Raw genomic sequence first — 13404 nt, forward strand, 5'->3', positions numbered from 1 at the left:
CCATGCAAGTCAGTACGTGCAATTAGCATGACTTATTCTGCAAGGAAGCAGTGCGAAAGATTTCTTATCATCAAAAAAGAGGTTGTTATGTCTAACGCAGCAAATATCGAAGCAACTTATGTTGCCTCGTTTGAAAACTTACGGATGACTGATGTTGATTCCGTCGGTGGTAAAAATGCTTCACTTGGCGAAATGATTAGCCAGCTTGCTTCGGCAGGTGTACGTGTTCCGGGTGGTTTTGCCACGACCGCACAGGCTTTTCGAGATTTCTTATCTCATAGTGTTGATGGCGGTTTGCCATTAGCGCAACGGATTGCAGATCGTCTGGCATCTTTGGATATCGAAGACGTGAAAGAACTGGCGAAAGCTGGCGCTGAAATTCGTCAATGGATTATCGACACACCATTTCAGCCGCGCCTGCAAAAAGAAATCGAAGAGTTTTACAATAAGTTGGTGGCCGACTCCACTGCTGAAATGTCATTTGCGGTACGCTCTTCTGCCACCGCTGAAGATTTGCCAGATGCTTCGTTTGCTGGTCAACAAGAGACGTTCTTGAACGTGGTTGGTATCGACAATGTCCTAGAAGCGATGAAACATGTGTTCGCCTCTTTGTACAATGATCGCGCAATTTCCTACCGTGTGCACAAAGGCTTCACGCATGCAGAAGTGGCTTTATCTGCGGGCGTACAACGTATGGTGCGCTCTGATTTAGGTGCCGCTGGTGTGATGTTCACGATTGATACGGAGTCTGGTTTTAAAGACGTCGTATTCATCACTTCAAGCTATGGTCTTGGTGAAACTGTGGTGCAAGGTGCAGTGAATCCTGACGAATTTTATGTGCACAAGCCTATGTTAGAGCAAGGCAAATTGCCGGTAATTCGTCGCAATATTGGTTCTAAATTAATCAAGATGGAATTTACGGGCGAAGCCAAAGCAGGGCGCTCAGTAAAAACGGTTGATGTGCCGATTGAATTACGTAATCGTTATTCTTTGAACGATACAGAAGTGGTTGAGCTGGCGAAGTATGCAGTCATCATTGAGAAACACTATGGTCGTCCTATGGACATCGAGTGGGGTAAAGATGGTCGCGACGGCAAACTCTACATTCTGCAAGCACGTCCAGAGACAGTGAAGTCACAGCAAAAATCGACCGATGCACAACAACGTTTTAAACTCAAAGGCACAGGTGCCGTGTTGGTTTCAGGCCGTGCGATCGGTCAAAAAATTGGTGCCGGTCGGGTTCGCGTGATCCACGATCCATCAGAGATGGAACGCGTACAACCAGGCGATGTCTTGGTGGCAGATATGACCGATCCTAACTGGGAACCTGTCATGAAACGCGCGTCGGCGATCGTGACAAATCGTGGCGGACGTACTTGTCACGCGGCGATTATTGCGCGCGAATTAGGCGTGCCAGCGGTGGTTGGTTGTGGTGATGCGACTGATTTGTTGAAAGATGGTACTTTGGTGACTGTTTCTTGCGCAGAAGGCGACGAAGGCAAGATTTACGACGGTTTAATTGAAACCGAAGTGACAGAAGAGGTACGTGGCGAATTGCCGAAGTTACCATTGAAAATCATGCTGAATGTAGGTAATCCACAACTGGCATTTGATTTCCAATCTGTACCGAACGAAGGCGTAGGCTTAGCGCGCTTAGAGTTCATCATCAACAACAACATCGGCGTGCATCCAAAAGCGATTTTGGAATATCCGAATATTGACCCTGATTTGAAAAAAGCTGTCGAATCCGTTGCACGTGGTCACGCCTCACCAAAAGCTTTTTATGTTGATAAATTAGCTGAAGGTGTCGCGACTATTGCTGCTGCTTTCTGGCCTAAGAAAGTCATCGTACGTTTATCCGATTTCAAATCCAACGAATACAAAAAGCTGATTGGTGGCACACGCTACGAACCGGATGAAGAGAATCCAATGTTAGGTTTCCGTGGCGCTGCACGTTATTTGGCCAGTGATTTTGCAGAGTCTTTCGAGATGGAATGTACGGCGATGAAACGCGTGCGTAACGACATGGGCTTAACCAATGTTGAGATCATGGTACCGTTTGTTCGAACTTTGGGGCAAGCAGAAAAAGTCGTCAAGTTACTTGGTCAGAATGGTTTAAAACGCGGTGAAAACGGCTTGCGTTTGATCATGATGTGTGAAGTTCCATCCAATGCGATTCTTGCGGATGAATTCTTAGAATTCTTTGACGGTTTCTCTATCGGTTCCAACGATTTGACACAATTAACTTTAGGTCTGGACCGTGACTCCGGTATGGAACTGCTTGCAGCCGATTTTGATGAACGTGACCCAGCGGTGAAAGCGATGTTGTCACGTGCGATTTCTGCTTGCCGTAAAGCTGGCAAGTACGTCGGCATTTGTGGTCAGGGTCCTTCAGATCATCCAGATTTTGCAGAATGGTTAATGGCTGAAGGAATTGAATCGATTTCTCTGAATCCAGATTCTGTGATTGATACTTGGAAGCAGTTAGCGTCTGTTGCAAAATAATATTGCGATAGGAATTAACGCAATACAGAACGCGAAGATTCGAAAGGTTCTTCGCGTTTTTTTATTTCTATTTCACATTCTTGTCACAATCTGCAATTACAGTAAGCGCATCAAAACAAGAAAAAACAAGAAATTAGTAAGCCTTCAAAATACCTGCAAAAAAACCCTCCCCATCATCGATGTCGAGGGTTTTTTTGTTTGTAGAATACCGATGACAATTTGCTAGTTATCGGGCAGACTGTTGTAATTCTTTATAAGGAGAATAATAAATGGAAGCATGGACTTGGTGGTTAGTGTTAGCCGGTGTGGTGGTAATTTGTGAATTGTTTACAGGCACGTTTTATTTATTGATGTTTGCGCTCGGTTTGGTGAGCGCATCGATTGCATCATTGTTGACGGGCTCAGTTCAATTGCAAATGTTGGTTGCAGCAATCGTTGGAAGTGCTGCGACGATAGCTTTACACAATAGTAGATATGGATGGAAACAACGTGGTGAAGCGACGCGTGATCCTAATGTGAATATCGATATCGGCCAGCAATTGAGAGTCGATGAATGGCAAGAGCAAGGAAATGGTGTTTCGGTCGCGCGAACAAAATATCGCGGAGCAATGTGGGATGTGGAATTACGTCATGCACAGCCGAATGCAGGTCTATTCGTGATTGAAGCCGTAGAGGGAAGCCGATTAGTCGTGCGCCCCACTTAGTTTTTGCAATGCCGAGTCGGCGCTCGTCAGTTTAATAATTTAATGATGATGGTTTAAACAAAACAAAAAGGAAAATAACATGGAAAATTCAGGCTTTGTCGTATTAGTTTTATTTGTGCTGGCATTAGTCTTTATCATGAAGACGATCAAAGTGGTGCCGCAACAAGATGCTTGGGTAGTTGAGCGTCTTGGTAAATATCATGCGACCTTAGCACCAGGTCTCAATATCGTGGTGCCTTTCGTTGATCGTGTCGCTTACAAGCATGTCTTAAAAGAGATCCCCCTCGATGTACCACCACAAGTTTGTATCACCAAAGATAACACGCAGCTACAGGTAGACGGGATCTTGTATTTTCAAATTACAGATGCGATGCGGGCTTCTTACGGTTCGTCCAATTACATCGCCGCGATTACGCAGTTAGCACAAACCACGCTACGTTCAGTGATCGGTAAGATGGAACTCGATAAGACGTTTGAAGAGCGAGATCACATCAATACAACAATTGTGAATGCGATTGATGAATCTGCGGCGAATTGGGGTGTTAAGGTATTGCGTTATGAAATTAAGGATTTGACGCCACCTAAAGAGATTCTGCATGCAATGCAAGCGCAGATCACGGCAGAGCGTGAAAAACGCGCGTTGATCGCGGCTTCCGAAGGTCGTAAGCAAGAGCAAATTAATATCGCCACGGGTGAGCGTGAAGCGTCGATTGCAAAATCAGAAGGCGAAAAACAGGCATCGATTAATCGTGCAGAAGGGCAGGCAGGGGCGATTTTAGCGATTGCGGAGGCGAGTGCTGAGGCGATACGCCAAACCGCAGCAGCCATTCGCGAGCCTGGTGGTGCTGATGCGGTAAATTTGAAAGTCGCGGAACAATATGTTGCGGCGTTTGCTAATTTGGCAAAAACCAATAACTCTATTATCGTTCCAGCAAATATGAGTGATATGAGTGGCTTGATAGCCAGTGCAATGCAAGTGGTCAAGGCACAAAAATAGGATATCAACCAGATTGTCTTGCTGCGCAGTTGAAATCACTTAAAAAGCCATCATTCGTGATGGCTTTTTTTATGCAATAGTTTTAATAAATATACTTAAATTAATAATTTTAGTATATTATTTTTTATTCTTTGGGGGATGTTTTTTGGAGGGTAAAAATGCATCGATTTCAAAAACATGGTCAAGGTAACAATTCGAGTATGCATGAAAGTCAACCATTCTCACGTCGATTTTTTCTGAATTACGGTTTGAGCGTAATGAATTTTCTTGCCACAACTGCGTTGGCGAAGTCGAGTCTATTGCCGAAAGAGTTAATCGATGAGTTGCGGGGTGCTATCCAAGGTAAACCTGAGTTGCCATTAGTGTTGCCCACCGCCTTAGACAATATAGCCCAGCTGCGGCAAGACGCTGGTTACTATCTAATGAGTGAAAAACTGGATGGTATCCGAGCTTTTTGGGATGGAAATCGACTGTTTTTCCGCAGCGGGCGTGAGATTAATGTGCCTTCATGGTTTACGCAGAAATTCCCGTCAACAGCCTTAGATGGGGAACTCTGGCTGGGCCGTGGGCAATTTGAGCGTCTATCCGCAGCGGTTCGGCACCAACAAGCGAACGATGCAGAGTGGCAAACAATTCAATATTGCTTGTTTGAGGCACCATTTGCACTGGGTGACTTCCAACATCGTGTGCAAAATCTGAACGCGTTAGTGCGGCGATTACAGATTCCTTGGCTTAGAGTTATTCAGCAAGAGCCGATCAAATCATCGTCACAAGTTGCCACCAAGTTGAAGGAAGTTGAATTACAAAAGGGCGAAGGATTAGTTCTCCATCTAGCGACAGCCGAATTTCAATCAGGCCGCAGCACTGCAGTCTATAAACTTAAACCGCAACATGATGCGGAGGCTGTCGTACTTGCAATTCAACCAGGCAGGGGGAAGTATGAGGGAATGATGGGCGCATTGTTGCTGGAGACACCCGATGGCAAGCGTTTTAAATTAGGAACAGGGTTCGACGACCACTGTCGGAAAAATCCCCCATCAGTTGGATCAATTGTGACCTATCGATATAGAGATCTCACTTCGAATGGCCTGCCCAAGTTCGCTAGCTTTGTTCGAATCTATCATCCTGAATAAGTGTCGAATGAATTTCATCGAAATTTCTGTTTAGAAAATTCGCTCAAGGCCCCGTGATGGCACTTTTTAAACAAACAAGTGGCGCATATCGGGGCGCTTTTTTTGTCTTTTCTTTAGAGAGTTTGATTTCGTTTAGAGCATTTAAATCTGTTTACTCCCATTGGCTATTTAAATTGCGGCCTCTAAAAATTCTTGCTGTTCCAGCCAGTCAGCTTCCAATTGATCAAGTTCCTTAACCACGTAAGCCTGGTCAAGTAAGAGATTTTTCAGTTTTTCTTTATTGACATCATCGTAAATCACGCTATCTTCAAGTTGCTTGCTGTATTCCATTTTTTTTGCATTCAGTTTCGCCATCTGTTCTTCGAGACGTTTGATTCGGGTCTCAATTGGTTTTCGGATCGCGGTAATGCGTTGCCTTTCTTCGGCGTCGCGACGCTTGCGCTCTTTGTCATCAATAGGCGCGCTAGGAACAGGTTGCGCTTGAGGTAACGTTGTCGCCTTCTCTTTTGATTTGCTTGGCAAGGCAGTTGGATTCGCTGCTGCTGCGGCTTGTTCCAACTTCGTTTTATACAACCAATCTTTATAGTCGTCTAAGTCACCGTCAAATGGTAAGAGCTTACCATCGGCGACAATAATAAATTGATCGGTCGTTGCACGTAATAGATGACGATCATGTGAGACCACCACCAAGGTTCCTTCAAACTGAGCAAGCGCCTCAGTTAATGCTTCACGTGTTTCCAAATCTAAATGGTTGGTCGGTTCATCGAGCAGTAATAGGTTAGGGCGCTGCCAAACGATCATCGCCAATGCTAAGCGTGCTTTTTCACCACCAGAAAATGGCGCGATTGGGCTGGTGACCATGGTTCCAGGGAAGTTGAATCCACCCAAAAAATTACGCAATTCTTGCTCGCGTACATCGGGTGCAATATGCGCTAAATGCCAAAGTGGTGATTCGTCGTGTCGCAACATTTCTACTTGATGCTGGGCGAAGTAGCCGATCGATAAACCTTTGCCAGTGGTAATCGACCCTTTGAGTGGTGCTAGCTCTCCGACGATGGTTTTGATGAGCGTTGATTTACCCGCACCGTTAATCCCAAGTAGACCAATGCGTTGGCCGATTTGCAGCGAAAATTTCACATCGCCGACGATCTTCTTTTCGGTAAAACTGTGATCAGTTTGTGATTCCAGTCGATAGCCGCAATCAACATCGTCCATCACTAACATGGGATTCGGTGCGCTCAAAGGTTCGCGGAATTCAAATGAAAATTCAGCGGCAGCACGCAAAGGGGCCAGTTCTTCCATTTTTTCCAAAGCTTTGATACGACTTTGTGCTTGCTTCGCTTTTGATGCTTTAGCCGCAAAACGATCAATAAATGATTGTAGATGTGCGCGTTTGCGATTTTGTTTTTCTATCGAACTCTGTGCCAGAATTAATTGTGCAGCACGTTGGCGTTCAAACGCAGAATAGTTACCTGAATAGCGTTTTAATTTGCGCTCATCAATATGCACGACGACGTTGACAACACCATCTAAGAAATCTCTATCATGCGAAATGATGATCAAGGTTCCTTCGTAACGCTTCAGCCAATCTTCTAGCCAGATAATGGCATCCAAATCCAAATGGTTGGTGGGTTCATCGAGTAGCAGCAAATCAGATTTGCACATCAAGGCTTGTGCTAGATTTAAGCGCATGCGCCAACCACCGGAGAAGCTCGCTACCGATTGTTCCATTTGTTCCAGTGTAAAACCTAGACCCAATAATAATTGTTCGCCACGCGAGCGCACCGTGTAGGCATCCGCATCGGCTAAAGCGCCATATACCTCACCAATGGCGATGCCGTTGTCATGCGATTCTGGTTGCGCTTCCAGCTCTGCTAATTGTGCTTCTAATTTTCTTAGTGTGACATCGCCGTCAATCGCATAATCAATCGCGCTGCGTTCGAGTGGTGGCGTCTCTTGAGCGACATGCGCCAATTGCCATTTGGCCGGAAATTCTATGCTGCCTTGGTCTGGGTGCAACTCGCCGCGTAGCATCGCAAACAGGCTGGATTTCCCCGCGCCATTGGAACCAATTAAGCCGATCTTGTCGCCAGGATTGAGTGTGACATCGACGCTGTCGAAAAGTGGCTTGGTGCCGCGGGCGAGGATGACCTGTTGAAGACGTATCATAAATAACTAACAAATAGAAAAGCGTAGCGAGCTACAAAAATAAAAATGCTCAAAACGCTTTTTCAGACGTTTTGAGCGATAAGGCGAAGCACAAGAAAAGTGCTTAACTAGCGTCTTGCAATTGTTCTGCAGTGAGCAGGAAAACCATATCATCACCTGCGCTGGTCGATAGCCAAGTTAAACCATATTCAGCGAATGCTTCTTCGGCAAAAACTCGTTCATTGCCAATCTCGACCATTAAAATACCATTTGGTTTGAGTCGTGATGCAGCGCCTGCTACGATTTTGCGCACTAAATCCATGCCATCGTCGCCACCGGCTAAGGCGATTTGTGGTTCATGTAAATATTCTTTGGGCAGTTTGCTCATTGAATGTGAGTTCACATACGGTGGATTGGTAATGATCATGTCGTATAACTTGTCGGGGACATTGGTATACAAGTCAGATTCAATCAAGGTAATGCGATCTTCCAATTCATAGGTCGCGACATTTTTAGCTGCGACTGCCAATGCATCTTTAGAAATATCCACCGTATCAACATGTGCATTTTCAAAAGCATCCGCTAACATGATAGGCAGGCAACCAGATCCAGTGCAAAGCTCTAAAATGTTGGTGACTTCTTCGGGATCTTGTACCCACGGTGTAAAGCGCTCAGGAATTAACTCTGCGATAAATGAGCGTGGCACGATGACGCGCTCATCAACATAAAAGTTATATGTGCCTAACCAGGCTTCATTCGTAATGTACGATGCGGGAATGCGATCTGTCGCACGACGTTCAATGACCGCGATCGCCGCATCTATTTCGTGCGGTAATAGACGTGCATCCAAGAACGGTTCGATTTTATCGAGCGGTAACTTTAATGTGTGCAGCAATAAATAAGCGGCCTCATCCAAAGCATTGGCACTGCCGTGACCAAAAAAAAGTTGCGCTGTATTAAAGCGCGTTACTGCATAACGTAATAAGTCGCGCAGTGTTTGGAACGGGAGAGTATTTGCGTTCGTCATAGCATTCTTAGCCTAATAAAAGATTTTCCAGCGCACGGCGATAGATGTTTTTGAGTGGATCAATGTAGCGAACTTCAATATGCTCATCAATTTTATGGATACTGCCATTCGGTGGGCCAAACTCAACGACCTGCGGGCAAATTTTGGCAATGAAGCGTCCATCTGAAGTGCCACCGGTGGTGGATAATTCTGTCGTAACGCCCGTTTCATCGTGAATCGCCTTCGCCAAGGCATCACTTAAATTGCCTTTGGGTGTTAAGAAGGGATGGCCACCAATTGTCCATTTTAAATCGTACTTCAGTTGATGCTTATCGAGTATGGCATGCACACGTTGTTGCAATCCCTCGGCCGTACTTGCGGTTGAAAAACGGAAATTAAAATCGATCACAACTTCACCAGGTATCACATTGGATGCCCCGGTGCCTCCATGTATATTCGAGACTTGCCATGAAGTGGGTAGGTAATATGCGTTGCCTTGATCCCATACTTCATTGACCAAATCATTAAGCGCAGGAGCGACTGTGTGAATCGGATTTTCTGCAAGCTGAGGGTAGGCGATATGGCCTTGAATGCCCTTCACGGTGAGCTTGCCAGACATGGTGCCACGCCGACCGTTCTTAATGGTGTCACCAAGCACTTCACTGGAAGTCGGTTCGCCAACGATACAATAGTCGAGTTGCTCGCCGCGCTCTTTTAGTTTATTGCAGACGACAACGGTGCCATCGGTAGCTGGGCCTTCTTCATCGCTCGTAATCAAGAATCCAATCGAACCTTTGTGATCAGGGTGTGCCGTTACAAATTCTTCTGTTGCGATGACAAACGCAGCGATGGATGTTTTCATGTCGGCTGCACCACGTCCAAACAATTTGCCATCGCGGTGTGTAGGTGCAAATGGCTGCGATTGCCATTGTGTGACTGGACCAGTTGGAACAACATCGGTGTGGCCAGCGAAAACAACTAGCGGTTGACTTGTGCCGCGACGTGCCCAAAGGTTCGTCACGTCATTGGACTGTATCGTTTCACATACGAAGCCCAACGGTTCTAATAAACTGATTAAGGTATTTTGGCAGCCCTTATCTTCTGGCGTGACGGAATCGAGAGCAATTAATTGTTCAGTCAATGCGAGCGTTTTACTCATGAAAACTTACTTTTCTAAAAAAATGGAAGAATAGAGTTGATCGTTGAAGCCAACACCAACATAGTCGAGCTGGTCGCCGCCGATTTGTAATACTGGACGCTTGATCAAGGACGGATTTGCTAAGATTAAATTCATCGCGCCAGCAGGTGTTTCAGCTTCATTTTTTTGTGCATCGGTCAGTGCGCGCCAGCTTGTTCCTTTACGATTGATAAGCGTTTCAAAGTTTATTTTCTTTAACCAAATATCGACCTGCGCAGCGCTCAATTCGTCTTTTTTGAAATTATGAAATACAAATGGTATGTTATTGCTATCAAGCCATACGCGAGCCTTCTTCACTGTGTCACAGTTGGGAATGCCAAATAAAGTTACTTTATTGAATCGCTGCATCTTCTTACATATTTAAATTAAATTCAGTGAATGTTGCGTCGGTATTGTGTTCAAGTTCTGGTTCCTCTTTGCCTTTCTGTGCTAAGGCATTATCGTTGTTGAGCAACCATAATAGATTGTTGGCAGAATCTGCATTTGCTAAACCTTCCTCCTGCGTAATCAAGCCATCTTTAATCAATTGCAAAAGGGCACGTTCAAAGGTTTGCGAACCCGGAGCCAGACTTTTTTCAATCGCCTCCTTGATTTCGAAAATATTACCTTGTTCAATCAGTTCGCCTACATAGCGAGTGTTTAACATAATCTCGACAGCTGGACAGCGACCGCCACTGACTGCCTTCACCAAGCGCTGCGAGATAATGGCTTTGATTGCAGACGAAAGATCTAGTAACAACGCGCTACGGTTTTCAATTGGGAAAAAACTAATAATACGGTTTAAAGCCTGATAACTATTGTTCGCATGTAGTGTGGCAACGACCAGATGACCTGATTGTGCATAGGCGATCGCTGCCATCATTGTCTCTAAGTCTCGGATCTCACCGATCAAAATACAGTCGGGTGCTTGACGTAGCGAGTTTCTGAGCGCGGTTTTTAAACTATCCGCATCAGTTCCTACTTCACGTTGATTGACGATCGATTTTTTGCTTCGGAAAAGATATTCGATGGGATCTTCGATTGTGAGTATATGGCCAGTTTTTGTCTCATTGCGATAGTCGAGCATGGATGCGATGGTGGTGGATTTCCCTGAGCCGGTGGCTCCGACAACCAAGATCAGCCCTCGTTTTTCCATGACAAGTTCAGACAACACTGGAGGTAGATTGAGTGTTGAAAGTTGAGGGATATTTCCCGGAACAAATCGAAACACAGCGGAAGTGGACCCCCTTTGTTTAAACGCAGAGAGTCGAAATCGACCGACCCCGGCCATACCGATACCGATGTTGAGCTCATTATCGCGCTTGAACTGCGCGATTTGCTCAGCCGAAATGACTTCACCAAGTAAAGTCATGATGTTGTCTTCATCCATTTTTTGTTGATTGATCGGCAAGAGATTGCCGTTAATTTTCAAATGTATTGGCGAGTTGATGGCGAAAAACATATCCGATGCATTTTTGTCTTTCATCAACTGAAATAAGCGATCCATAGCCATGATGATTCCCCTGCAAAATGAGATGAGTAACAATGCGATAATTTACTTGGCTTTTTTTTGGCCTAACTTGTTAAGCGCCGCGCAACAATTCATTGATACTTGTCTTTGAGCGAGTCTGTGCATCTACACGTTTAACAATGACAGCACAATAGAGGCTGTATTTGCCGCAAGCTGATGGTAAATTGCCCGATACAACGACCGAGCCAGCAGGAATGCGACCATAAGTGACCTCGCCTGTAGCGCGATCGTAAATCTTTGTTGATTGGCCTATGTAGACACCCATAGAAATTACAGAGTTTTCTTCGACAATCACGCCTTCGACTACTTCCGAACGGGCACCAATAAAGCAATTGTCTTCAATAATAGTTGGGTTCGCTTGCATCGGCTCTAAGACGCCCCCGATACCAACGCCTCCTGAAAGATGTACATTTTTACCGATTTGTGCACAGGAGCCGACAGTCGCCCAAGTATCGACCATAGCGCCTTCGTCAACATAAGCCCCGATATTCACATACGAAGGCATTAATACGACATTTTTGCCGATAAAACTTCCGCGACGTGCAACGGCTGGAGGTACGACACGGAAGCCACCTTTGACGAAATCTTCAGCCGAGTAGTCCGCAAATTTGGTTGGCACTTTGTCAAAAAATTGCATGTGATCACCAGACGGCATGACAATGTTGTCCTCCAGTCGGAATGAGAGCAGCACAGCTTTTTTTACCCATTGATTGACATGCCACTGACCCTCAATCTTTTGTGCGACCCGCAAACTACCTGAATCTAATAATTCTAAAACGTGTGCAACTGCTTCACGTAATTCAGTCGGGGCATTTTTAGGGGAAAAATTTGCACGATCTTCCCATGCTTGGTCAATAATGTTTTGTAATTGCTGTGTCATGACGAATTCTAAATAAATTAAAAAGAAGATTAATGAGTTTATATCCAATACGAGATTGGACTGTACGGTAAAGCTTGTGCCTAGGCTATGTTGTCAGTTGAGACTGCAATCCCTTGACGTAAGCGACGATACGTTGCGCTGCCTCCATGCATTCATCGACTTCAGCCACCAATGCCATTCGGATCCGATTTCTACCAGGGTTGATACCATGCGCTTCACGTGCCAAGAAACTGCCGGGTAAGACAGTCACATTATAGTCTCGGTAAAGACCTCGCGCGAATTCAGTGTCAGAGATGTTGAGGTGTTTATCTACCCCCGCCCAAAGATAAAAGGCAGCATCAGGTAATGTAACATCAAGGACTTCTTGTAAAACAGGGGTTACCTGTGAAAATTTCTTTAAATAGAGTGCTCGGTTTTCGGCGACATGTTGTTCATCGTTCCAAGCTGCAATCGATGCGGCTTGGATACTTGGTGACATGGCACCACCGTGATAGGTTCGATAAAGCAAAAATTGCTTAATGATATTTGCATCGCCTGCGACGAAGCCAGAGCGCATGCCTGGAACATTCGAGCGTTTGGATAAACTTGATAGCGTGATTAAGCGGGGGTATCCTTCGCGCCCCAAGGCGTTGGCTGCAGAAAGGCTTCCGAGCGGTGGCGTCTCACCAAAATATATTTCTGAGTAACATTCATCCGCAGCAATGATAAAGTCATAGCGATCCGCTAAAGCAAAGAGTTCTTTCCAATCTTCGAGAGTCAAAACAGCCCCGGTGGGATTGCCAGGTGAGCAAACATAGAGTAATTGAGTACGTTGCCAAATAGATTCTGGAACTTGGCTAAAATCCGGAGCAAAATTTTTGGCAGGATTGGCGTTTGCAAAATACGGTTGCGCACCAGCTAAGTAAGCTGCCCCCTCGTAGATTTGATAGAAAGGATTCGGGCACATCACGATCGGTGTGATATCACCTTGCTTACTCGTATCAATGACGGCTTGTGCTAAAGAGAAAAGAGCTTCCCGCGAACCATTCACCGGTAAAATTTGGGTTGAAGGGTCGAGTGCTGGAATCGTATAACGATTTGCCAACCATCGACTAATTGCGACACGAAGACTTTCGAGTCCATTTGTAGATGGATAGTTGGCTAATCCATTGAGATTGGCGATTAAAGCGTCTTTGATTAATTGTGGCGTCGCGTGCTTCGGTTCGCCGAGTCCTAGGCTAATCGGCGAGAATGCAGCATTTGGTGTCAGATCTGCAAATAGTCGCTTTAATTTTTCAAACGGATAAGCTTGTAATTTTTCTAAATTGGGATTCACGGAGAAAT

General features: G+C 45.3%; 11 protein-coding genes. 4 read left to right on the top strand and 7 right to left on the bottom strand.

Annotation, left to right across the window (positions count from 1 at the left end; all coding sequences use genetic code 11):
• Nucleotides 1-87 precede the first annotated feature (87 nt).
• The 4 genes from ppsA to KDM90_RS00445 all read left to right on the top strand — a co-directional run bounded on the left by ppsA (nt 88) and on the right by KDM90_RS00445 (nt 5339).
• A complete protein-coding gene (gene ppsA, locus KDM90_RS00430) occupies nt 88-2505 on the top strand; it encodes a phosphoenolpyruvate synthase (protein WP_212673652.1) in 2418 nt (805 codons plus the stop codon).
• 269 nt (nt 2506-2774) lie between these two features.
• On the top strand, nt 2775-3209 hold the full coding sequence (locus KDM90_RS00435) for an NfeD family protein (protein WP_212673653.1): 435 nt from the start codon (nt 2775-2777) through the stop codon (nt 3207-3209).
• Between the two features lie 79 nt (nt 3210-3288).
• Nucleotides 3289-4206 (top strand): SPFH domain-containing protein, encoded by a 918-nt coding sequence (locus KDM90_RS00440; RefSeq protein ID WP_212673654.1) that lies wholly within the window; start codon nt 3289-3291, stop codon nt 4204-4206.
• A gap of 158 nt (nt 4207-4364) precedes the next feature.
• Nucleotides 4365-5339 (top strand): DNA ligase, encoded by a 975-nt coding sequence (locus KDM90_RS00445; RefSeq protein WP_212673655.1) that lies wholly within the window; start codon nt 4365-4367, stop codon nt 5337-5339.
• A 168-nt stretch (nt 5340-5507) separates the two neighbouring features.
• On the opposite strand, the gene KDM90_RS00450 is transcribed toward KDM90_RS00445, so the two are convergent.
• From KDM90_RS00450 to dapC, 7 genes are all read right to left on the bottom strand, one after another.
• Complete coding sequence (locus tag KDM90_RS00450) at nt 5508-7508, bottom strand: ATP-binding cassette domain-containing protein (RefSeq protein ID WP_212673656.1); 2001 nt, start codon at nt 7506-7508, stop codon at nt 5508-5510.
• Nucleotides 7509-7611: 103 nt separating this feature from the next.
• Entirely contained in the window at nt 7612-8514 is a 903-nt protein-coding gene (gene prmB / locus KDM90_RS00455; RefSeq protein WP_212673657.1) for a 50S ribosomal protein L3 N(5)-glutamine methyltransferase, read from the bottom strand.
• Nucleotides 8515-8521: 7 nt separating this feature from the next.
• A complete protein-coding gene (dapE, locus tag KDM90_RS00460; protein WP_212673658.1) occupies nt 8522-9652 on the bottom strand; it encodes a succinyl-diaminopimelate desuccinylase in 1131 nt (376 codons plus the stop codon).
• Nucleotides 9653-9658: 6 nt separating this feature from the next.
• Nucleotides 9659-10039: an arsenate reductase gene (locus KDM90_RS00465; RefSeq protein ID WP_212673659.1), complete on the bottom strand. Its 381-nt coding sequence runs from the start codon at nt 10037-10039 to the stop codon at nt 9659-9661.
• A 4-nt stretch (nt 10040-10043) separates the two neighbouring features.
• Nucleotides 10044-11183, bottom strand: coding sequence for a PilT/PilU family type 4a pilus ATPase (locus KDM90_RS00470; protein WP_212673660.1), 1140 nt, complete (start codon nt 11181-11183; stop codon nt 10044-10046).
• Nucleotides 11184-11253: 70 nt separating this feature from the next.
• Nucleotides 11254-12081 (bottom strand): 2,3,4,5-tetrahydropyridine-2,6-dicarboxylate N-succinyltransferase, encoded by an 828-nt coding sequence (gene dapD, locus KDM90_RS00475; RefSeq protein ID WP_212673661.1) that lies wholly within the window; start codon nt 12079-12081, stop codon nt 11254-11256.
• 85 nt (nt 12082-12166) lie between these two features.
• Nucleotides 12167-13396, bottom strand: a complete 1230-nt coding sequence (dapC, locus tag KDM90_RS00480) for a succinyldiaminopimelate transaminase (protein WP_212673662.1) — start codon at nt 13394-13396, stop codon at nt 12167-12169.
• Nucleotides 13397-13404: the final 8 nt, after the last annotated feature.

This window comes from Affinundibacterium fentianense (genome assembly GCF_018139545.1).
Lineage (GTDB): Bacteria > Pseudomonadota > Gammaproteobacteria > Burkholderiales > Burkholderiaceae_D > Undibacterium > Undibacterium fentianense.

Excerpts from the sequence above, each read along its gene's own strand:
- ppsA (WP_212673652.1), top strand. The coding sequence starts at position 88 with ATGTCTAACGCAGCAAATATCGAAGCAACTTATGTTGCCTCGTTTGAA.
- prmB (WP_212673657.1), bottom strand. The coding sequence starts at position 8,514 with ATGACGAACGCAAATACTCTCCCGTTCCAAACACTGCGCGACTTATTA.
- KDM90_RS00470 (WP_212673660.1), bottom strand. The coding sequence starts at position 11,183 with ATGGCTATGGATCGCTTATTTCAGTTGATGAAAGACAAAAATGCATCG.
- KDM90_RS00440 (WP_212673654.1), top strand. The coding sequence starts at position 3,289 with ATGGAAAATTCAGGCTTTGTCGTATTAGTTTTATTTGTGCTGGCATTA.
- KDM90_RS00445 (WP_212673655.1), top strand. The coding sequence starts at position 4,365 with ATGCATCGATTTCAAAAACATGGTCAAGGTAACAATTCGAGTATGCAT.
- KDM90_RS00435 (WP_212673653.1), top strand. The coding sequence starts at position 2,775 with ATGGAAGCATGGACTTGGTGGTTAGTGTTAGCCGGTGTGGTGGTAATT.
- dapE (WP_212673658.1), bottom strand. The coding sequence starts at position 9,652 with ATGAGTAAAACGCTCGCATTGACTGAACAATTAATTGCTCTCGATTCC.
- KDM90_RS00450 (WP_212673656.1), bottom strand. The coding sequence starts at position 7,508 with ATGATACGTCTTCAACAGGTCATCCTCGCCCGCGGCACCAAGCCACTT.
- dapD (WP_212673661.1), bottom strand. The coding sequence starts at position 12,081 with ATGACACAGCAATTACAAAACATTATTGACCAAGCATGGGAAGATCGT.
- KDM90_RS00465 (WP_212673659.1), bottom strand. The coding sequence starts at position 10,039 with ATGCAGCGATTCAATAAAGTAACTTTATTTGGCATTCCCAACTGTGAC.